This is a genomic window from Clostridium sp. AM29-11AC, from assembly GCF_003480545.1.
GTDB lineage: Bacteria > Bacillota > Clostridia > Lachnospirales > Lachnospiraceae > Otoolea > Otoolea saccharolyticum_A.
In genome coordinates this window covers 51,243-72,345 of record NZ_QUJI01000001.1, presented here as the reverse complement: position 1 = coordinate 72,345, position 21,103 = coordinate 51,243, and the positions used below count along the sequence as shown (strand labels likewise).

General features: G+C 51.3%; 16 protein-coding genes and 1 tRNA gene. 2 read left to right on the top strand and 15 right to left on the bottom strand.

The window, feature by feature from the left end; genetic code table 11:
• Positions 1-54: 54 nt before the first annotated feature.
• The 5 genes from polA to DW757_RS00340 all read right to left on the bottom strand — a co-directional run bounded on the left by polA (position 55) and on the right by DW757_RS00340 (position 6,045).
• Complete coding sequence (gene polA, locus DW757_RS00360) at positions 55-3,015, bottom strand: DNA polymerase I (RefSeq protein WP_118750664.1); 2,961 nt, start codon at positions 3,013-3,015, stop codon at positions 55-57.
• 42 nt (positions 3,016-3,057) lie between these two features.
• Positions 3,058-3,393, bottom strand: a complete 336-nt coding sequence (locus DW757_RS00355; RefSeq protein WP_021966456.1) for a zf-HC2 domain-containing protein — start codon at positions 3,391-3,393, stop codon at positions 3,058-3,060.
• A 455-nt stretch (positions 3,394-3,848) separates the two neighbouring features.
• Positions 3,849-3,931 (bottom strand) — tRNA-Leu (locus DW757_RS00350).
• 191 nt (positions 3,932-4,122) lie between these two features.
• Complete coding sequence (locus DW757_RS00345; protein WP_118750663.1) at positions 4,123-5,301, bottom strand: phosphoribosylaminoimidazolecarboxamide formyltransferase; 1,179 nt, start codon at positions 5,299-5,301, stop codon at positions 4,123-4,125.
• Positions 5,302-5,319: 18 nt separating this feature from the next.
• On the bottom strand, positions 5,320-6,045 hold the full coding sequence (locus DW757_RS00340) for an IMP cyclohydrolase (RefSeq protein ID WP_008397985.1): 726 nt from the start codon (positions 6,043-6,045) through the stop codon (positions 5,320-5,322).
• A gap of 358 nt (positions 6,046-6,403) precedes the next feature.
• On the opposite strand from DW757_RS00340, the gene DW757_RS00330 reads away from it, so the two are divergent.
• Both DW757_RS00330 and upp read left to right on the top strand, forming a co-directional pair.
• Positions 6,404-7,216, top strand: coding sequence for a hypothetical protein (locus tag DW757_RS00330; protein WP_118750661.1), 813 nt, complete (start codon positions 6,404-6,406; stop codon positions 7,214-7,216).
• A 68-nt stretch (positions 7,217-7,284) separates the two neighbouring features.
• Entirely contained in the window at positions 7,285-7,914 is a 630-nt protein-coding gene (gene upp, locus DW757_RS00325) for a uracil phosphoribosyltransferase (protein WP_008397982.1), read from the top strand.
• 114 nt (positions 7,915-8,028) lie between these two features.
• Here upp and DW757_RS00320 read toward each other — a convergent pair whose 3' ends face one another.
• From DW757_RS00320 to deoD, 10 genes are all read right to left on the bottom strand, one after another.
• Positions 8,029-8,706, bottom strand: coding sequence for a hypothetical protein (locus DW757_RS00320; protein ID WP_015574286.1), 678 nt, complete (start codon positions 8,704-8,706; stop codon positions 8,029-8,031).
• Positions 8,693-10,864, bottom strand: a complete 2,172-nt coding sequence (locus tag DW757_RS00315; RefSeq protein ID WP_118750660.1) for a DNA topoisomerase — start codon at positions 10,862-10,864, stop codon at positions 8,693-8,695. Before DW757_RS00315 ends, DW757_RS00320 begins: the two co-directional genes overlap by 14 nt.
• Before the next feature lie 189 nt (positions 10,865-11,053).
• Positions 11,054-12,112 (bottom strand): aldose epimerase family protein, encoded by a 1,059-nt coding sequence (locus tag DW757_RS00310; RefSeq protein WP_118750659.1) that lies wholly within the window; start codon positions 12,110-12,112, stop codon positions 11,054-11,056.
• A gap of 94 nt (positions 12,113-12,206) precedes the next feature.
• Complete coding sequence (asd, locus tag DW757_RS00305; RefSeq protein WP_118750807.1) at positions 12,207-13,292, bottom strand: aspartate-semialdehyde dehydrogenase; 1,086 nt, start codon at positions 13,290-13,292, stop codon at positions 12,207-12,209.
• 140 nt (positions 13,293-13,432) lie between these two features.
• Positions 13,433-15,217, bottom strand: a complete 1,785-nt coding sequence (locus DW757_RS00300; RefSeq protein ID WP_118750658.1) for an adenine deaminase C-terminal domain-containing protein — start codon at positions 15,215-15,217, stop codon at positions 13,433-13,435.
• A gap of 255 nt (positions 15,218-15,472) precedes the next feature.
• A complete protein-coding gene (locus tag DW757_RS00295) occupies positions 15,473-16,600 on the bottom strand; it encodes a BMP family ABC transporter substrate-binding protein (protein ID WP_015574291.1) in 1,128 nt (375 codons plus the stop codon).
• Positions 16,601-16,733: 133 nt separating this feature from the next.
• Positions 16,734-17,648: an ABC transporter permease gene (locus tag DW757_RS00290; RefSeq protein ID WP_008397967.1), complete on the bottom strand. Its 915-nt coding sequence runs from the start codon at positions 17,646-17,648 to the stop codon at positions 16,734-16,736.
• A gap of 12 nt (positions 17,649-17,660) precedes the next feature.
• Positions 17,661-18,746 (bottom strand): ABC transporter permease, encoded by a 1,086-nt coding sequence (locus DW757_RS00285; protein ID WP_015574292.1) that lies wholly within the window; start codon positions 18,744-18,746, stop codon positions 17,661-17,663.
• 3 nt (positions 18,747-18,749) lie between these two features.
• Positions 18,750-20,291, bottom strand: a complete 1,542-nt coding sequence (locus DW757_RS00280) for an ABC transporter ATP-binding protein (protein WP_118750657.1) — start codon at positions 20,289-20,291, stop codon at positions 18,750-18,752.
• A 26-nt stretch (positions 20,292-20,317) separates the two neighbouring features.
• Entirely contained in the window at positions 20,318-21,043 is a 726-nt protein-coding gene (gene deoD / locus DW757_RS00275; protein WP_008397962.1) for a purine-nucleoside phosphorylase, read from the bottom strand.
• Positions 21,044-21,103: the final 60 nt, after the last annotated feature.

Below are 21,103 nucleotides of genomic sequence, written 5' to 3'. Positions count from 1 at the left end.
GCAGACGCTTTATTATCGTTCTTTATTTTGATCTTTATTTATTTTGATCGTTCTTTATTTCGTCTCAAACCAGGAATTTCCCGTTTTCATATCAATTTCCAGGGCTACTCTCAGATCCGCCGCATGCTTCATCTCCTCGGAAAGAATCGTCTGCACCCTTTTAAGCTCCTCCTTTTTTGCCTCGATCAGAAGCTCGTCGTGAACCTGAAGCACAATTTTCGATTTCAGGCCCTCTCTCCTGAGTCTTTTATCTACCCGGTTCATGGCTATCTTGATAATATCGGCAGCCGTTCCCTGAATGGGGGAGTTCATGGCCACCCGCTCGCCGAAGGAGCGCTGCATAAAGTTTTTGGAGGAAAGCTCGGGAACCGGACGCCTGCGTTTGAACATGGTCGTCACATAACCCTTCTCCTTTCCCTCCTCCACCAGGCGGTCCAGGAATTTCTTCACATCCGGATAGGTTTCAAAATACCGGTTAATATATTGAAGCGCTTCCTTTCTCGTAATGCTCAGATCCTCGCTGAGCCCAAAGGCGCTGATTCCGTAGACAATCCCGAAGTTGACGGCCTTGGCGTTTCTTCTCTGGAGAGGCGTCACCTCCTCAAGGGGCACATGGAATACCTCTGAAGCCGTAATGGCATGGATATCCTCAGCCTTCCTGTATGCCTCAATCAGCCTCTCATCCCCTGACATGTGGGCAAGCACCCGCAGCTCAATCTGGGAATAGTCGGCGTCCACAAACACGCTTCCCTCCTCCGGCACAAAGACGCGGCGGATCTCTCTTCCAAGCTCCATCCGCACCGGAATATTCTGGAGATTCGGCTCTGTGCTGCTTAACCGCCCGGTGGCAGTGATCGTCTGGTTGAAGGTTCCGTGAATCCGCCCGTCCTCCCTGATATAGCCGGCCAGTCCGTCCGCGTAGGTGGATTTGAGCTTGGTCAGCTGGCGGTAGTCCAGGATTTTCTGCACCACAGGATACTCCGGTGCCAGCTTTTCCAGCACGTCGGCGGCTGTGGAATAGCCGGTCTTTGTCTTTTTCCCGTAGGGCAGCTCCATCTTGCCGAACAAAATTTCTCCCAGCTGTTTCGGAGAGTTAATGTTAAAGTGCTCCCCTGTTTCCCCGTAAATCTCCTGTTCCAGCCTCTCAATCTGGACTCTCAGCTTCTCCCCGTAGTCGTGAAGCTCCTCCCGCTTCACACAGATTCCCGCCTGCTCCATGTGAAACAGGCTGAAAATCAGCGGCATCTCAATGGTATAGAAGAGCTCCTTCATATCCAGCTCTTCCAGCTTTTTCGTCAGCCTCTCCCTGGATTTCCAGGCGGTATAGGCCATATGGCAGATGCACTGCTCCGCCGGGTTTAACGCGGTCCGGATGGAAACCTTCTCCGCTGTTTGTTCCTCTCTGACGGGCTCTGTCTTTTCCTGCTCCTTTCCTTCCTTTAAGGATTCCTCTGACGAATCCATAAAGGAAAACAGGCTCATCTGTCCGGATTCCTCATCTCCTGTGCTGCTCTCTGTCTCGTCAAAGGGAGTTGCCCCCTCCGTCTGTTCAAAGTCTGCAAACCCGGCTGTCCGAAGACCTTTTTTCTCAGCCTCAGCAGTTGTTTCACCGTCCCCCTCTTTCTCAGGTCTTTCTAAAAGAGCCTGTGCAAAGCTCTTCTTTCCCATCAGGTCCGCCCGGGACGGAACGGTCAGCTCCAGAAAATCTCTGGCCAGATCGTCATAATCGTAGGTATCCTTCAGAGGGTTGATCAGGTAGCCGGCCACCCCTGTGTCAAACAGGAGCTGGCCGCAGCCTTCTCCCTCTTCCCCTTCCGGACTCTTCCCGTCAGGTCTGTCACACTCTGTCTGCGCTGCAGGGAGAAAGCCAAGCTGGCTCTTCAGATCCAGGAAGCTCATTCTGACTCCCGAGGCAATCAGTTCATTCAGCTGTCCGGCCAGATACTCTCCCGTCACATCCCCGCCTGTCTCGAGGCAGTAAATGTCTGTCTCCCCAAATGCCAGTCCCAGCGCCTGCACGCTCTGCCCTTCCACAATCAGCTGCGCGCCTGCGTCCTTTGCCTTTCTGGCCTTTGCAAAAACAGCCTCCGCGGCCTCGCGGCCGGTCACAGCCCGAAACTGTTTTTCCACCTGATTTTCCGTTCTGGCGTTTGCGTCGAACCGGAGCAGCAGGGATTTGAATTCCAGCTGGCTCATCAGCTCATAGGCCTGGGGCGTGTACAGCTCCCCGATTTTCGCCTCTTCCATGGAAAACTCCACAGGACAGTCTGTGCAGATGGTAGCCAGCTCTTTGCTCATCTGCGCCATGTCATAGTGCTCCCTGAGAGCCTTCTGGGCTCTCGGCGGCTTAATTTCATCCAGGTGGGCATAGGCATTCTCAATACTGCCGTATGTGGTGATAAGGGCTGTGGCTGTCTTCTCGCCGATGGAGGGGACTCCCGGGATGTTGTCGGACGCATCTCCCATCAGTGCCTTCACATCAATAAACTCCTTCGGAGTCACCTGATACTGTTCCTTCACATCTGCCGGATAAAAATCCTTAATCTCCGTACCGCCTCTGTTCGTTCTCGGCATCCTGATTTTCACATGCTCGTCCGCCAGCTGAAGCAGATCCCGATCTCCTGAGACGATGGAAACCTCGGCTCCCTCTGCCGCACACCTTCCCGCGATGGTTCCCAGCACATCATCTGCCTCATAGCCCGGCACAGAAAGGATCGGGATTCCCATGGCCGAGAGCACCTCCTTGATCACGGGAACCTGCTCTCTCAGCTCCTCCGGCATAGGCTTTCTCGTCCCCTTATAAGCCTCATACATCTTGTGGCGGAAGGTCGGCTCCTTCAAATCAAAGGCCACTGCCAGGCAGTCAGCCTTCTCATCCTCGATCACCCGGAACATAATGTTCAGGAAACCGTACACCGCATTCGTATGAAGCCCTCTGGAATTTGTCAGCTCCGGCACACCGTAAAAGGCCCTGTTCAAAATGCTGTGTCCATCTATCAAAACTACTTTTTCCATGCTTTTCTCTCCCTGATTGAATTTAAGCCTTTCTGTCCCTGATTAAAAGAACCAGATCCGAAACTGCAGAAGCACCATTACCGCCATGGCCATGACACTCAGCGTATTGACCGCATACCTGAAAACGCGGAACATCCACATATGACTGACCTTCATATAGGAATCCTCTATTTTCCGTTCCAGATCTCCCGCAATATCGTAGGTTCCCGAGCCATTGTCAAGCTGCTTAAGGCCCACATCTACCATAAAGTATATTTCCAGCTCCTCCCGGCAGTTGGGGCATTCATCAATGTGGTTTAAAAACGCCTCCAGCTCATCGCCGGACAGTTCGTCCCTGATATACGGCGTCACCAGACGCTCTGCCTCCTGACAGGTCATATGCCTCCTCCTTTTTCTGCCTTTTTTTGCAAATCTACCGCTTTCCGCTCTGAAAAGCCCTGCAGCCCATAAAAATCTTTTCTTATCATACAATAAGAAGCCCTCTTTTTCAAGGGAACCTTTTTCAGTTTGACAAATATGGGCTGCACCTCTTTCCCGAATTCTGTTTTTCATGGCCTATGTCTCCTTTTTTATCTGATACTCTTTAGCATGAGCACAGAGGAGGGAAAACATTCCACATGCTAAATTCTGCAGTACATTCCTTAAACAAATATTATAAAGCATTGGATTTTCTGGGATATAAGACGTACACTCTGTCAAATCAAACGGCAGTACCGTATAAAAAGAAAAACAGATGGGCGCATAGGTTAAAAAGGGGAACGCAGACAGGTGAAAATAGAAAGAGCGCCTGCCTTCTCAAAAAGAAGACAAACGCTCCTGCCCCTGCCAAGGAGTGCCGGCTGTGGGACTTGAACCCACACGGTGTCGCCACCAAAGGATTTTGAGTCCTCCTCGTCTGCCATTCCGACAAGCCGGCCCGCTCGTAGACATCATTATTTTAGCAAAAAATGTAATTCATTGCAACCGTTTTTTTAATTTTTGCATTAATTTGTATATTTTTATGCTCTTCTTCTCTACTCCATCAGACAGAAAGCAGCCCGGAAGCAAATAGCCATTCCTTCCGGGCTGCGCCGTTCTGATATAGAACAGAATTTAGATTTTTCCTCCCTAATGGTGGAACAGACGGATGCCTGTAAAGGCCATCACCATGCCGTACTTATTGCAGGTATCAATCACATTGTCATCCCGCACAGAGCCGCCCGGCTGGGCAATGTACTTTACGCCGCTCTTGTAAGCTCTCTCAATATTGTCGCCGAAGGGGAAGAAGGCATCGGAGCCCAGGGTCACGCCCTGCATTTTGTCAAGCCATGCACGCTTCTCCTCTCTGGTGAATACCGGAGGCTTTTCCTTAAAGATCTTCTGCCATGCCCCATCAGCCAGCACATCCATATATTCCTCTCCGATATAGACATCAATGGCATTGTCCCTGTCGGCCCTCTTGATTCCATCTACAAATGAGAGGTTCAGAATCTGGGGAGCCTGACGGAGGAACCAGTTGTCTGCCTTCTGGCCTGCCAGACGGGTACAGTGTACCCTGGACTGCTGCCCTGCCCCGATTCCGATAGCCTGTCCGTCCTTCACATAGCAGACAGAATTGGACTGGGTGTATTTCAGGGTGATCATTGCCACCATCATATCGATTCTGGCACTGTCGGGAAGGTCCTTGTTCTCTGTCACAATGTTTGAGAACATCTCTTTATTGATGTCCAGCTCATTTCTGCCCTGCTCAAAGGTGATGCCGAACACCTGCTTTCTCTCAATCTGCTCCGGCTCATATTCCGGATCGATCTCGATTACATTATAATTTCCGTTTTTCTTGGACTTTAAGATCGCAAGCGCCTCCTCCGTGTAGCCAGGAGCGATGACGCCGTCAGATACCTCGCGCTTAATCAGTCTTGCCGTGTCCCCATCGCAGACATCTGACAGGGAGATAAAGTCGCCGAAGGAGGACATACGGTCAGCTCCTCTGGCTCTTGCATAAGCGCAGGCAAGAGGGGAAAGCTCTCCCATATCGTCCACCCAGTAAATCTTTCTCAGAGTCTCATCCATGGGAAGGCCCACTGCAGCTCCTGCTGGGGATACATGCTTGAAGGATGTGGCTGCCGGAAGCCCTGTAGCCTTCTTTAACTCTCTGACCAGCTGCCAGCCGTTGAAAGCATCCAGGAAATTGATATAGCCCGGTCTGCCGCTGAGCACTCTGATAGGAAGCTCTCCGCCGTTCTCCATAAAGATTCTGGATGGCTTCTGGTTCGGATTGCAGCCATACTTTAACTCTAATTCGTTCATATTGTCCGCCTCTTTTCTCTATTCGTTTGCATTTCCGTTCTTATTGATAATTCTGCTTCTCTTCTCGCCTGTGGCAATGTCGATGTAGCGGACAAACAGGGATACCTTGTTGTCCTCATTTAAGCTCTCCCAGAGCATATCGGCAAAGGCGTCCATATCATCCGGGATCTCCACAGGCTTTGGCTCTCCCTCAAAGCTCGGGAGCGGATTTCCGTCGTGCATGTAGGTGTGGATAAACCTTCCCTCTCCCGGAAGAGGATTCTCATAGGCAAAGGTATACCGCAGGCAGGAGTCCGGACATCCATTGTCACTCTTTAAAATAGACATGGCAAAATTGTAGTGTCCGTTCTCAATGTGCATGATTCCAGATATGCGGGGAGTATAATTCGGCCCATCCGGCTCAAACTCCCGGCTCCTTAAGGACTGCTCAAAGGTGAGCTGGCGATCCATTCCCTCATAGATGGTGTCTGTCTGATCCCCGTTTGTGACAATGGTCTTGTTGCCCAGCACACGCACGGGAGCATAAATGATCAGGCTCGGATCCGTCAGCTTGGACGGATCGAATGCCTGGGTGCGGATTCCCTCCCCGTCCTCCACGAACACGCGGTTTCTGCTGTTTTCACTTCTTCCCATAATAAAATAGGCGGCCACTGCCTTTGTGCCGTCAGCGCTTCTTCCAATCACGATTCCCCGTCCTGGATAAGCATTATTTTTGAGTTCTTCAGAAAGTGAGATCTTGTTCACCTTTTCATCCTCCCTTTGCGGTAATTTCTAAAGTTTCTGTCCTTATTATATACCATCCCACTTTTTATTGCCAGTTATAAAATCTGAAGTGTTTTTAGAAGCCTTGCTTATAAAAAGTTAAGAATTATTAATAGAAAATATCTGACATTTCATGACAAAATATTGTATAATGACCGCAGAGAGGTCATTATACCTGCGCCGAGCCGCCGGCGACCAAAGGGATCCAAAACACCGCTGCGGCGAGTGCGCATCCCTCGGAGAGATGCATATCCAAAGGATATGCTGTAATGACCGCCAAAAAGAACCTTGCAGAAATGCGAAACAGGCAGCTTTCCGCCGCCAAAAAGGAGGAACCACTATGCGAAGAAAACATCTTTTCCTTGCAGCCCTTCTGCTCGCTGTTGCAGTCACCGGCTGCAGAAAAAAGGAGACTATTGATCTCTCCAGCCTGCACACCACGGAAGCGGCAGAAATTCAGGAAAATGAAACTGATACACCAACAGAGGGAGGCACCCTTGATCTGACCACCGACAAGGACACAAAGGAGTCTGAATCTTCCGGAAGCAAATATTCTGTCACCACTTCCATGGAAACCTATTCGGAGGGAGGCGTGTCTATCCAGTATCCCGCCCTCTCGAATCTGTCTGACAGCGAACTGGAAAAGAAAATTAACGAAATGCTCCGCACAAACGCCATTGCTGTGGCAAAGGCCAAGGGCCTTCCAAAGGAAGGCAGCACCCTGGATGTAAAGGCTACCGTGGAATCTTCTAACTTAAAGCGCCTTGTGGTGTCCTACAAGGGAACTCTTAAATCCTCAGAGGGCACGGAGCGGATCTTCTATACCAATACTGTGGATCTGGAAAACGGTTCCAGCCTGCAGCTGTCCGACTATGCGGACGCCTATACCATCGCAGGCTATCTGGCCTCCGGGGAATACAGCTTTGCCGAGGCGCCTCAGGGGGATGAGGCCGCCGTCAGGGCCTACATAAACGGAGAGGGAAGAGATACCGACTACTATTATAAAAAGCTCTCATCTGCGGATTTTTCAGACAGCGATGCATATCCTGAATACTGGAGCTTCGAGCGCCAGGGCGTTATCTTTGTGGCCGTACCTGTCAGCCAGGAGCTGGGCAGTTATGCCTTGATTAAATACAGCCCGGACAACAAATAGGAGGGCAGCTCAGAAAATCCTTCCGGCCATGCATTATAAGCGAATATTATAAAAAGGAGATATCATCCATGGAAAATGTTACAATTTTTGATCACCCTCTGATCCAGCACAAGATTTCCATATTAAGAAACAAAGACACAGGAACGAACGAGTTCCGCTCTCTCATTGAGGAGATTGCCATGCTCATGGGCTACGAGGCTCTCCGGGATCTGCCTCTCGAGGATGTGGAGGTGGAGACACCGATTGAGAAATGCATGACTCCCATGCTGGCCGGCAAGAAGCTGGCCATTGTCCCCATTCTTAGGGCCGGCCTTGGAATGGTAAACGGCATTCTGGCCCTCGTTCCCTCCGCCAAGGTGGGACACATCGGCCTTTACCGCGATGAGGTTACCCACGAGCCTCACGAGTACTACTGTAAGCTTCCAGACCCCATTGACCAGAGAATCATCGTGGTTACCGATCCGATGCTGGCCACGGGAGGCTCTGCGGTGGAGGCTGTGGATTTTATCAAGCAGCACGGCGGAAAGAGCATTAAATTTATGGCCATTATCGCCGCCCCTGAGGGCTTAAAGCGCCTGCACGAAGCCCATCCTGATGTTCAGATCTATGTGGGCCATGTGGATCGCTGCCTGAATGAAAATGCCTACATCTGTCCGGGACTGGGAGATGCAGGCGACCGAATTTTCGGAACAAAATAGAGAAACAGCAAAACAGACAGAAACCAGAAAGAACGGCAGGGGAACGCACCTCTGCCGTTCTTTCTGGTTTCTGTCTGCTTTACTTTCTGCCTGCTTTGCTTTTTGTCTCTTTGCTTACTGCTCCCTCTTTTCTGCCACTTCTCCCTGTCTCTTGTAGATGGATCTGGCATTTACGCAGCCGCGCACGCTGGAGAGCGGGTAAATATTGGACTCTCTGCCGATTACCGTGCCGGGATTTAACACAGAGCCGCAGCCCACCTCTACCTGATCGCCTAACATGGCTCCGACTTTTTTTCTTCCCGTCTCAATCTCTCCGTCCTCAGCATGGATTTTCACCAGAAGCTTATCGGATTTCACATTGGAGGTAATGGAACCGGCGCCCATGTGGGATTTGTAGCCCAGGATGGAGTCTCCCACATAGTTGTAGTGGGGAACCTGCACCTTGTCAAAGAGGATGACATTTTTTAACTCTGTGGAATTTCCCACCACAGCTCCCTCTCCCACCAGAGCGCTTCCCCGCACAAAGGCGCAGTGGCGGATCTCAGCTCCCCTGCATACGATCAGAGGGCCATTTAAAAAGGCGGTAGGGGCAACCTTGGCCTCTTTATGAATCCAGATATTCTCTCCCCTCTTCTCGAACTCCTCCTCCGGAAGCGTGTTCCCAAGTTCTTTTAAGAATTCTTCCAGCCCTGCCAGAGCCTCCCAGGGATATGTAAAACCTGAAAGGTACCGGGCTGCCATTGTATGGGTCAGATCGTAAAGGTTCTGTATTGTCATCTCAGTTTTTTTCATTGATGGTTCCTCCTGTCTTTGCACTCTTTTTTCTGCTATTTTTCACATTTTTTCCGGCTTTCTCCGCACTGGCGGCTCCCTTTCCAGGGAGCTTTTCAGCACCTTTGTAGCTTGCTGCCGCCAGCTCGAACTGGCGCCTTAAGCCTGCCTGGTTGGCCGTGTGGACTGCCCCATAGGTGCGGCCGGCCACAAAGCGCTCCAGCTTTTCCATGTACTCCTTTTCTGTGATGCTTCCCTCCGCAACATAGGTCAGCCCCTTCTCCCAGCTGGCTGTCAGCTCCGGGTTCAGAAGCTGGCGGATGGAAGCATTGACCACCTCATAGATCAGCTCTCCAAGGAGGGTAGGCGTGATCACCTGTGTTTTCGGATTCAGAGACAGATAGCTGATGCTCATGAGCTTTTTCAGGATCTCCGCCCTGGTGGCGCTGGTTCCGATTCCGCTTCCCTTGATCTGCGCCCTCAGCTCCTCGTCCTCTATAAGCTGGCCTGCATTCTCCATGGCCAGAATCATGGAACCGGAAGTATACCTCTTGGGCGGCGAGGTTTCCCCCTCCTTTATGGCCAGCCCGGAAAGGTCCAGAGTCATGCCCTTTTTCAGCTTTTCCAGCATAGCTGCAAAGGCCTCATCTCCGATCACCGTCTCCTCCTGACGGCTGTCGCCTGCTGACTGCTCCCCGCTGCTTTCTCCTGCTGCACCGGCCGTATCTTTTGTGCCCTCTGCATTCTCATCCTTTTTTCTGATGCCGGAAACGTCCGCCACCTTCAGATACCCAGGTTCCTTCAGGATCTTGAAGTTTGCAAAAAAATGCTCCGTTTTCGCGGCAATCTCCAGGCTGTACTTCCGGTACACGGCAGGCGGATAAAAGATGCTCAGAAATCTCCTCACAATCAGCTCATAGACCTTCGCGTTCAGAGACGGCAGATTTCTCACCGCCCCTGTCTGTCCAGTGGGGATAATCGCGTAGTGATCTGTAATCTGTTTGTCATTGACATACCTGGTCTTTGCGATGGTCTTCCAGGCCGTCCCCTGGAGCACCTCAGCCGCAAAGGAGGCACAGGGCGAAAATCCCTTCAGCCCGGAAAGATTCTTCCCGATCTCCTTCGCCACTGCTGTGGAGAGGACTCTGGCGTCTGTTCTCGGATACGTCACCAGCTTCCTCTCATACAGCTCCTGCACAATTTTCAGTGTCTGGTCAGGGCTTATCTTGAACATTTTTGAGCAGTCGTTCTGCAGCTCCGCCAGGTTATAGAGAAGGGGAGGATTCTTAGTCTCCTTCTTCTTTTCCACGGAGAAAACCGTTCCCGTCACAGGCCCCTCTGCAGACAGCCAGGCAATCAGCTCCTCTGCCTTCTCCCTCTCCTTAAAACCGTTTTCCCTGTAGAGAAACGGTGACTGAAAATACCTGGAGCCCTGGACAGCCCGCCACTCCGCGCTGAGCTTCATGGACTCCCGGGTGAAGGTTCCTATCACGCGGTAAAAGGGAGTTTTTACGAAATTTCGAATCTCTCTCTCCCTTCGGACGACCATACCCAGCACACAGGTCATCACCCGGCCCACAGAGACAACGGTCCACTTGCTTCGCAGGAAGCTGGAGATAGATGGCCCGTATTTCAGCGTCAGGGCTCTGGAAAAATTAATTCCCATCAGGTAATCTTCCTTGGCCCTGAGGTAGGCAGAAGCCGCCAGATTATCGTATTCCTTCAATTCTTTGGCCTCTCGGATTCCTCTCAGGATCTCCTCCTCTGTCTGTGAATCAATCCAGACACGTTTTTCCTTCTTGCCGTGGACGCCCGCCATCTGAGCCACCAGGCGGTAAATATACTCTCCCTCCCGCCCGGAGTCGGTGCAGACATAGATCGTGTCGATGTCGCTCCGGTTTAACAGGGTACTGACAGTCTGAAACTGCTTCTTTACCCCGTCGATGACCTGGTACTTAAACTCTGCCGGCAGAAACGGCAGAGTTTCAAGGCTCCACCTCTTGTATTTTATGTCGTACTCCTCCGGGTAGCTCATGGTCACCAGGTGGCCGACACACCAGGTCACAACTGCCGTTTCCGATTCGATATATCCGTCTGATCTCCGCCCGGAAATTTTCAGGGCATTGGCAAATTCCTGGGCAACGCTCGGTTTTTCTGCTATGTATAAAGCCTTCGCCATTTCCGTCTTCCTTTCTCTTCCCGCCCTGCATTTCGTTCTGTTCATTCCTTAACGGCGCGGACCTTATTTTTCGTTCAAACAGGCAGGGAATCCCAACACGCCTCCCGCCTTGGGCTCTCCCTGCCTGTCTCCTGCCGCAGCATTCCGGACCTCTTCTTTTCTGAGGCAGACCGGACGCAGCTGCCTTCCCTATTTCACATAAAACTTATAGATCGTCTCTGTCCGTTTCTCCTGGCCCGCTCTGATAACCGGCGACGGGAACTGAGGTTTGTGAATCGCATCCGGGTAGTACTGAGTTTCAAAGCAGTAGCCATGCCGTCTGCCGTACACAGCCCCCTCCTTCCCCGGAAGGCTGGAATCCAGATAGTTTGCCGTGTAGAACTGGACTCCCGGCAGATCCGTCCAGGTTTCCATGGCCCGGCCGCTGGCCTCATCCCAGGCCTTCGCAGCCAGGGAAAGTCCCTCTGCCTCTCTCCTGATCACCCAGTTGTGGTCAAAGCCGCTTCCAAAAACGAGCTGCTCATAATCATTCTCAATATCCCGCCCGATGGCTTTCATCTCTGTAAAATCCATAGGCGTTCCCTTTACCGGAAGAATGGTTCCGAACGGAATGGATACCTGGTCGGCGGGAGTGAAGCTGTCCGCAAAGATACGGACCTTCTGTCCCATGGCCTCCCCCGTATTGTGGCCTGCCAGATTGAAGTAAGCATGGTTCGTCATATTCATGATCGTATCAGCATCGGAAACTCCGCAGTAGCGGATATGGAGCTCGTCATTTCCTGTCAGGATATATGTAACGGAAACCCGGAAATTTCCCGGAAAGCCCTGATCTCCGTCCGGGCTGTTCAGCGTAAAGCAGATGGAGATGTCCTCCCCGTCCTCGGTCACTCTGGCATCCCAGATTCGGTTCCTGTAATAATCATTGCCGCTGTGGAGATTGTTGGGCCCGTTATTGACCGTCAGCTCGTAGGTCTGCCCATTCAGCTCAAACTGGCCTCCCCCTATCCTGTTTGCATTTCTTCCCACGATTTCGCCGAGATGGGCCTCGCTCTTCAGATAACAGTCCACTGAGTCATACCCCAGCACGACGTCGGCAAAATTCCCATCCCTGTCCGGAACCAGCATAGAGTGCCAGATTGCCCCCAGATCGAGGAACCCGGCTGTCACCCCGTTCCTGTTTTTCAGCGTGTAGCGATACACGGTTTTTCCGTCCGGCATAGAGCTGAAGGATTCTTTGATATATGGCATAATACCTCCTCCTGAACCTGTGGTTCCTATTGACTGCAGCAGTCCAGTCCCCTGTCTCACGGCAGCAGACTGAACTGTCACTGCCAGCTCAACTTTATTTTGCCTGAATGTAACCCTGGGCAGTCAGCAGCTCTGCACAGAGTACTGCTCCGCCGGCAGCGCCGCGCAGCGTATTGTGTGAGAGGCCCACAAATTTACAGTCGTACACCGTATCCTCTCTCAGGCGCCCGATGGAGACTCCCATTCCCCTCTCAAAATCCACATCCAGCTTCACCTGAGGGCGGTTATCCTCCTCCAGATACTGGATGAACTGCTTCGGAGCGCTGGGAAGCTCAAGCTCCTGGGGAAGCCCGCTGAAGGCTCTCAGCTTCTCAATCAGCTGCTCCTTCGTAGGTTTCTTCCTGAATTTTACGAATACGGCCGCCGTATGTCCGTCGAGTACCGGAACACGGATGCACTGGCAGGTGATCACCGGCTCGCTGGCCTTTACAATCACTCCGTCTTTCAGCTCGCCCAGAATGCGCAGAGGCTCCTGCTCGCTCTTTTCCTCCTCGCCTCCAATGTAGGGAATAATGTTCTCCACCATCTCCGGCCAGTCCTTAAAGGTCTTTCCGGCGCCTGAGATAGCCTGATACGTGGTGGCCACCACCTCGTATGGTTCAAACTCTCTCCATGCAGCCAGAACCGGAGCATAGCTCTGGATGGAACAGTTCGGCTTTACTGCGATAAACCCTCTCTTTGTTCCGAGGCGCTTTTTCTGGAATTCGATCACCTGAAAATGCTCCGGGTTTACCTCCGGGATCACCATAGGCACGTCCGGCGTCCAGCGGTGAGCACTGTTGTTGGAAACGACAGGAGTCTCTGTCTTTGCATAGGCTTCCTCAATGGCGCGGATCTCCTCCTTTGTCATGTCCACAGCGCTGAACACAAAATCCACGCCGGCTGCAACCTTCTCCACCTCATTGACATTCATCACCACCAGTTTTTTTACATTCTCCGGCATGGGAGTCTGCATTTTCCAGCGGTCGCCTACGGCTTCCTCATATGTCTTTCCTGCCGATCTGGGGCTTGCAGCCACCGTCACCACCTCATACCAGGGATGCTCTGCCAGCAGGGAAATAAATCTCTGTCCAACCATTCCCGTTGCACCCAGAACGCCTACTCTCAATTTCTTTTTCATTTCCATAACCGTTTTCTCCTCACTCCCGGAACAAAGTCCGTTCAAAATTCGTACTTCCATATCCTACAACAGATCTTATGAAAAATCAAGTTTTATCCGTTCGTAAAATACATTTGTCTTTGTGGTGCGGACATTTGCTTCTATTTTTCTGTTCCGCATTCTGGGAAAATAGGAATCAGCTTCTGCTCAGCCACAGACACAAGACCCAGATCGGACATTTTTACATCCGGAATTACAGGAAGAGCCAGAGTGACAATCCGAAGCAGAGGATTTTCCATATCCGTAAGCCCCAGGCTCCTCTCCACTTCCTTCATGGCAGCTGCCTCCCTGGAAAGCTCCTGAGCTTCCAGCCTGGTCATAAGTCCTGCCACCTCCAGCCTCAGTGTATGAAGGACCTTTCCGTCCTTCACAGCCGTCATTCCGCCGCCGCATGCGATCAGCTCTCTGGCAGACGCCAGGGCATCCTCAGGCCTGAAGTAAACAATAGTCAGGTTGTGGGAGTCGTGGGAAACCGTGGATGCCACCGCTCCCTCGCGAAGTCCGAAATTGCGCACAACGCCCACTGCCCTGGTTCCCTTTCCGTGCCTGTTAATAACGGCCACAAAGGCTTCATTTTCTCCCAGGACTACCATTCCGTCCTTTACCTCATGCTCCTCCTGTACACATCTGGTAATGCTCAGAGTCTTTCCTGCATATTCCATAACGCTCACAAGAATTTTTCCGTTTTCACAGGGACATTTCAGGCAGAAATCGTCAAGATCCACTTCCCCTGCCTTCATGAAATTCTGCTTTTCTATCTCAAAGCTCTTCTCCTCAACAGGCGCGATCAGTCTGCCGTCCTCTGCCACCAGCTTTCCTCCGAAGAATACGGCCTTGGCCCACATACCCTCCAGATCGTCGAGAAGCACCATATCGGCCGTAAAGCCGGGGGCTACGGCGCCCAGATGGCGGATTCCTGTTTCCCGGGCCGTATTGATGGTTGCACTCTTGATCGCCAGAACCGGATCCATGCCGCAGCTGATGGCTTTTCTGACCACTGCGTTCATATGGCCTACGTGGAGGAGATCATCACTCTCTCTGTCATCGCTGCAGAGGGTCAGTGTGTCAAAAAACCGCTGATCCTTGATTCCGTCCCAGATAGCCTCCACATTTCTCGTGATGGAGCTTTCCCTGGCATCCACATACATGCCGTTTCTGAGCTTCTTTCTGGCCTCCGGCCCGGTTGTAGTTTCATGGCAGGTCCACGGTCCTCCGATCAGATAAGCGGAGAGCTGTCTTCCTGTCACAGACGGGGCATGTCCCTGCAGATACAGTCCGTTTTTCTCAGCGGCCTCAATAATATCCATCATCCGGTCGTCCCCGTACATCACTCCGTAAAAGTCCATGACCTCTGCCAGTCCCACCGCTCTCTCGAGACCGGCCAGAGCGTCGATATCCTCTGCAAAAAATTCAGCCCCGGCATTCTCACAGCCCGGCACTGCCGGCACACAGCTTGGGATATCCACAAGCTGACGCATGGGAAGATCACTTCCCGCATCGTGCATATAGACAACGCCCTCCCTTCCATAGACATTAGCTATCTCATGGGGATCGTGAATAATCGTCGTGGTTCCGTGGGGGATCACCGCCTTGGCAAAGTTGCGGGGCGTCATCATGGAACTCTCAATATGCATGTGGGAGTCGATCAGTCCCGGAATCAGATAACGCCCCTGCCCGTCATACACAGAGGCAGCCTTGTAAGGTCCTGAAAGCTCCTCATCCTCCACATGGGCGATAAATCCATCCTTTACATAGACAACTGCCGGATAAATCTCCCCTGTGAACACATTGACAAGGCGGCAGTTGCAGATCGCCAGATCTGCCTCCTCCATTCCCAGTGCAGTCCTCAGAAGCGCTTTTTTGTCCTTTGGTTCCAGTCGAATCATAGTTCCTCTCCTTTTCTCTTTATTGCCTTCCAGAAGTCTCCATTCAGGCAGTCTGGAAATTTACTGTGTCAAAATGATATAAAATATTCTAACGGTCTGTCTTTTCAGTGTCAAGAACAGTGTCTGAACCTTTATCAAAAATTCTCTGACAGAGGGTTCTGTATCTGACAGAAAACAGCCAGCAGACCTCCCGGCCTGCTGGCTGTCCTGAATTCTCTCAAACTTTTGCTGTCTAAGCAGTTTCGTTTTGAATCATTAGTGCACAATAGCGTCGATTTCCTCTGCGGAAAGCCCTGCTGCCTCTGTTACCTCGATCTCGCCGGACTGAATCTTTCCAAGGATCTCCTGCACATTGTCCACGTTCTCCTGTCCAATGCTGTTTGTCAGATTATCATTGAATACGATGCCCACTGCGTCCTCAGCCAGTCCGTATGTCACATTCTCGCCAAACGGAACGCTGGACGGATCCTCTGCATATGCCTTGCAGATATTGAAGAGAGCATTGTCCAGTCTCTTCAGGCTGGAAGTGATAACTGCAGACTGAAGGTTGCTTCCCTCGAGAGCCTTGTACTGGTCGCTGTCCACACCGATTGCCATTACGCCGTCCTTCTCGGCAGCAGCCTCGATGACACCGTTTCCTGCACCGCCTGCTACCTGGAAAATAATGTCTGCGCCCTCGGAAATCTGTGCATTTGCCAGATCCTTTGCCTTTGCTGTATCCATGTAGTCACCTACATAGGCAGTCAGAATATTGATGTCTGGATCTACATACTTGGCACCCTCTGCGTAGCCTACCAGGAAGTTGCTGACTGTGGTGCTCTCAACGCCGCCTACAAAGCCAATGGTTTTGTCTGTGTTGGCTGCATTCTCACTGCTTGTATAGTAGGCTGCCACAGCCCCTGCCAGGAAACCGGACTGGTTGGAGTCAAAGAGGACGCCCAGTGTGTTTGTCAGCTCTCCGCTTGAAAAGTCCAGATCCTGATCAAACAGGATAAATTTTGTGTCCGGATACTCTAACGGGATGGTCTCAAAGTTCTCCTTATTCTGGAAGCCTGTTCCCACGATGATGTCTGCTCCTGAGTCAGCGGCATCATAGAAAGCTGCCTGCCACTTTGTAGTGTCATCTCCCATCTCCACTACATTGACCTCGTACTTGTCGCCTAACTCCTCCTGGACTCTCACAGAACCCTCATAGGCAGACTGCTGGAAGGAGAGGTCCGTCTTTCTGCCGATGCAGAGCGTCAGCTTAATCTTCTCTCCGTCCTGTCCCTCTGCAGCCTTGGAGCTGCTGTCTGCATCACTGCCGCCTCCGCATGCGGTCAGGGAAGCTGCCATGGCCGCTGTCAGAGTAACTGCTGCTGCTTTTTTCAGTAACTTTTTCATAATTTCCTCCTTTTTGGTTAGCTGGTTGTTCTTCTATCATAATCCCTGCACCCGGCAGGTTTCTGATCCGCTCATGCTGTCCTCCCTGGGACACGCCTGCCAAAGGCAGAGCCCCGGGAAACAGTCCGGACTGCTACAGAGAGCTGTCCGCCTTCTTCTTCACCTTGTAGTAGAAGCTGAAGGCTACATAGAAAATGATGATGGATGCATATGGGATGATGGTAATCAGATATGGATCCACATTGTTGTTCTGCAGATAGATCGAAATGCCGCTTCCGAACCCGTAAAGGATCGAACTGACCATCCCCATCAGGGCATTTCCCGCTGCCATAGCGTTTGTGGCCAGAGCCACGTAGCCTCGTCCTGCCACCATATTTGCCGTAAAGCGGTTGACATAGCCCATGGAAAGGTACATTCCTCCCAGGGATGCCAGGATTCCGCTGATAAACATAGCCTGATAGCGCACACGCTCCACGTTAATTCCAACTGAGCGGGCAGCCTCGGCTGACTCGCCTACAGCCCGGATCCGGATTCCGAAGGCTGTCCTCTTTAACATGATAAACATGATGACAGCGATAATAAATGCCAGATAGGTCAGACAGTTATGTCCTGACAAGATCTGTCCCAGCCCCGGAATGTCCTTAAGCACAGGAATATCCACTGCCGGAAACGCTGCTGAGGGCAGAGAATTGCTGGCATTTTTATCTCCTGTCAGAGAGTAAAGACAGAAGACAGAACCGCCGGTAGCTGCCAGGTTGAGGGCTACACCCGTGATAACCTGATTTGCCTTCAGATGCTGGATAAAGTAGGCCAGCAGCATTGTGTACAGAGTTCCTGACGCAAGGCCGGCCACAGCTCCCACAAACAGGCTACCCGTAAATCCGCTTCCCAGCACGCCGCAGAGCGCGGAAATGGTCATGGTTCCCTCCAGTCCCAGGTTTAACAGGCCGGAGCGGCTGGCGATCAGCGCAGCCATGGTAGCCAGCAGAACCGGAGTCGTACAGCGAAGAACCGTAAACCAGAAATCAAGATTCGCCAAAAATTCCATGTCTTCTCCTCCTTAGTTTGCCCCTGCGGCCTCTGTGTCAACCGCCTGGTTCTGCAGTGCCTCTCTCTCTTCCTTGCGCTTCTTCATCCGGTACATGAACCGCTCGGATGCAATCAGCATGATGATAATTCCCTGAATGATCGACACAATCTCAGAGTCCACATCACCGCCTCTTGACATAACAAGAGCGCCGCTTCGGATATAGGAAATAAAGAAGGCAGACACCGGAATCATAAGAGGCCTGGTTCCTGCAAGCAGGTTGATCAGGATTCCATCCCATACATAAGTCTGAGCTGTAATCCACTGAAAGTGCGTGTACATTCCAATCATCTGAACTCCGCCTCCAAGTCCGGCCAGCATTCCGCCGATAAGCTGGGAGCCGAGAATGATTCCGCCGATTTTCAGTCCCGAATATCTGGCAAAGCTCGCATTGGAGCCTGTGATCTGAAGCTCTCTTCCGAATTTGGACTTGTCCATGAGCAGCCACATCAATACAACCACAGCAATCATAATAAAGATGCCGTAGTGGGTGCTGGTTCCCTTAATCAGCTTTCCGAGGGTTGCCGTTTTCTGGAAGCTGACAGAAAAGGAACCGTTTGTCTCATCCAGGAAGAAGGCACGGATCAGCCAGTATCCAAAATTAAAGAAAATGTAGTTCATCATAAGAGAAATAACAAGCTCGTTGGCGCCTGTCTTTTTCTTAATAATAACCGGAATAATTCCAATAACGCCTCCCACCAGAGTCGCTGCAGTCAGAATGACTAGCTGATGTACTCCGGCCGGCATCGGACAGGCGATTGCCAGCATAGCCGCCACAACTCCTGAAAAATAGAAGGAGCTGTCAGCTGCCATGGAAAACAGACCGCTTTTGTGCATGACATTGATGGCAAGACCGCAGAATACGAGGGGAATCATGGTCTCCACTGCATTAAAGAAATTTCTCTTCGTGGAAAACGGTCCCAGCAGGAACTTATTCAGAGCGGTCAGCGGATCGTCGGCCACTGCAAATATGATGAGCGCCGCAATAACCAGGGCAATCAGGATAGAGGTGAGCACCCGGATGACGCCGTACCAGTCAAACTTTTTCTTTTTGTTCATCTCTTACGCCTCCTGTAATTTTTCCGCAGAGTCTTCCTTTAAGCCCAGCATGTAAAGTCCCAGTTCCTCCTCTGTGGTACCCGGGACATCGTGAATCACGCCTGCCACCTTTCCCTGGTGGAATACAATGATGCGGTCGCTCAGAGCGCGCAGCTCCGTCAAATCTGCACTCACGAGAATCAGAGATTTCTTTTCATCCCGCATTTCCAGAATCTTTTTATGGATAAACTCCATAGCCCCCACGTCCACGCCTCTGGTAGGCTGGTTCAAAACAATCACATCTGCCCCGGCAGTAAATTCTCTGGCTACAATGGCCTTCTGAACATTTCCTCCGGAAAGGCTCTTAATGCTGATATCCAGGTTCATGGTCTTGATGTTAAAGTCCCGCACACAGCTCTGACAGTAGTCCTCAATGGCCTTTGGCTTTAAAAGACCGCCCTTGCCGGACAGCTTCTTTAAGCTGGTGGCAATCAGGTTGTCGCGCACGCTCATCTCCGGCGCACAGCCATTTAAGTTTCTGTCCTCCGGTACATGGGCAATTCCCAGTTTCCGGCTGTCAGCAATCGACAGTTTCGTAAGCTCCTGCCCTCTGTAAGTGATAGAGCCGCTCTCTGCCTCCATATTTCCGGTGAGGATTTCCATCGCCTCTTTCTGTCCGTTTCCCTCGATGCCGGCGATTCCCAAAACCTCCCCGGCCTTCAGGGAAAAGCTGAGATTGTCCAGCTTCTTTGTGCCGAATTTGTCGGTATAGCTCAGATTCTTCACGATGAGAATCTTCTCCCCGAACTCCTGAGGCGTTTTTTCATACTCGATTCTGACATCTCTTCCCACCATCAGCCTGGAGATCTCTTCCAGTGTGATATCAGCCAGCTGGTAGGTACCGATGGAACGGCCGTCTTTCAGGACAGTCAGCCTGTCGCAGAGATATTTCACCTCATTCAGCTTGTGAGAGATGAATATGATCGTATATCCTTCTTTTTTCAGATTCAGAAGCTGTTCAAACAGCTCCTCCGTCTCCTGGGGAGCCAGAACGGCTGTCGGCTCGTCCAGAATAATAATCTTCGCACCCCGGTACATGGTTTTTAAAATTTCCAGCTTCTGCTTCATTCCAATGGAAATATCCCGTACTCTCTTTGTGGCATCCACATGGAGATTATATTTCTGAGAGATTGCCTCCGTCTCCTCAATAGCTTTTTTCTGATCCACAAACAGGCCTTTTTTCTTCTCAATTCCAAGAACCAGATTCTCAGCCACTGTCAGGGATGGCACGAGCATCATGTGCTGATGCACCATGCCGATCCCATTCTCGATTGCTTCCTTGCTGGAATGGAAATGGACCTCTTTGCCGTGCAGGAAAACCTTCCCGCTGGTAATCTCCTCAATTCCGAACAGCATCTTCATGAGCGTGGATTTTCCAGCGCCGTTTTCTCCGACCAGGGCATGAATCTCCCCTTTATTTACACTGAAATTAATGTTGTAATTTGCCAGAACACCGCCCGGGTAAATTTTTGTCAGGTTCTCCACCCGTAAAATTTCCTCTGCCATGATTCCTCCCTTTATCCTGCTAAACCCTATGCCAGCTCCAGAGCAACCTCCATCATATTGGTGAAGCTGGTCTGTCGCTCCTCAGCTGTCGTAGCCTCACCGGTCACTGCAGAGTCGGAAACAGTCAGAATGCAGATGGCATTCACGCCTGCCGCTGCCGCATTGCTGTAGAGAGCCGCAGCCTCCATCTCAACGGCCAGCACTCCCATCTGAGCCCAGCTCATTCCCGTCTGCGGAAGATCAGGGTTGTAGAACATGTCGGAGCTTAAAATATTTCCCACGTGTACTTTTAATCCCTTTTCCCTTGCAGCTTTTACGGCCTTTTCCAGAAGTTCAAAGCTGCATATACAGGAATAGTCACCCGGAAGGCGGAACTGCTTTACATAGTTGGATGTCGTGCAGGCTCCCATTCCGATTACGATGTCTCGGATTTTCACATTCTCCTGAAGAGCGCCTGCTGTTCCGACGCGAATCAGGTTTTTGCATCCGTAGAAGTGGATCAGCTCATAGGAATAAATCCCTATAGACGGGCAGCCCATGCCTGTTCCCATTACGGAAACACGTTTTCCCTTATAAAAACCGGTGTATCCAAACATATTTCTGACCCCATTGAACTGTTTTACATCCGTGAGAAAATTTTCTGCAATATACTTTGCTCGGAGCGGATCACCCGGAAGCAGAATGGTCTCTGCGATCTCTCCTGCCTGTGCTCCGATATGGGGGGTTGGTACTCTGTTCTCTTCCATCTTCATTCCTCCTGAAATATAAATAATCAAAATATGATATATTCAAAAACTGTAGTCTGACAGCTC

Excerpts from the sequence above, each read along its gene's own strand:
- DW757_RS00295 (WP_015574291.1), bottom strand. The coding sequence starts at position 16,600 with ATGAAAAAGTTACTGAAAAAAGCAGCAGCAGTTACTCTGACAGCGGCC.
- asd (WP_118750807.1), bottom strand. The coding sequence starts at position 13,292 with ATGAAAAAGAAATTGAGAGTAGGCGTTCTGGGTGCAACGGGAATGGTT.
- DW757_RS00320 (WP_015574286.1), bottom strand. The coding sequence starts at position 8,706 with ATGAAAAAAACTGAGATGACAATACAGAACCTTTACGATCTGACCCAT.
- polA (WP_118750664.1), bottom strand. The coding sequence starts at position 3,015 with ATGGAAAAAGTAGTTTTGATAGATGGACACAGCATTTTGAACAGGGCC.
- deoD (WP_008397962.1), bottom strand. The coding sequence starts at position 21,043 with ATGAAGATGGAAGAGAACAGAGTACCAACCCCCCATATCGGAGCACAG.
- DW757_RS00300 (WP_118750658.1), bottom strand. The coding sequence starts at position 15,217 with ATGATTCGACTGGAACCAAAGGACAAAAAAGCGCTTCTGAGGACTGCA.
- DW757_RS00315 (WP_118750660.1), bottom strand. The coding sequence starts at position 10,864 with ATGGCGAAGGCTTTATACATAGCAGAAAAACCGAGCGTTGCCCAGGAA.
- DW757_RS00310 (WP_118750659.1), bottom strand. The coding sequence starts at position 12,112 with ATGCCATATATCAAAGAATCCTTCAGCTCTATGCCGGACGGAAAAACC.
- DW757_RS00285 (WP_015574292.1), bottom strand. The coding sequence starts at position 18,746 with ATGAACAAAAAGAAAAAGTTTGACTGGTACGGCGTCATCCGGGTGCTC.
- DW757_RS00290 (WP_008397967.1), bottom strand. The coding sequence starts at position 17,648 with ATGGAATTTTTGGCGAATCTTGATTTCTGGTTTACGGTTCTTCGCTGT.
- DW757_RS00345 (WP_118750663.1), bottom strand. The coding sequence starts at position 5,301 with ATGAACGAATTAGAGTTAAAGTATGGCTGCAATCCGAACCAGAAGCCA.
- DW757_RS00280 (WP_118750657.1), bottom strand. The coding sequence starts at position 20,291 with ATGGCAGAGGAAATTTTACGGGTGGAGAACCTGACAAAAATTTACCCG.
- DW757_RS00355 (WP_021966456.1), bottom strand. The coding sequence starts at position 3,393 with ATGACCTGTCAGGAGGCAGAGCGTCTGGTGACGCCGTATATCAGGGAC.
- DW757_RS00330 (WP_118750661.1), top strand. The coding sequence starts at position 6,404 with ATGCGAAGAAAACATCTTTTCCTTGCAGCCCTTCTGCTCGCTGTTGCA.
- upp (WP_008397982.1), top strand. The coding sequence starts at position 7,285 with ATGGAAAATGTTACAATTTTTGATCACCCTCTGATCCAGCACAAGATT.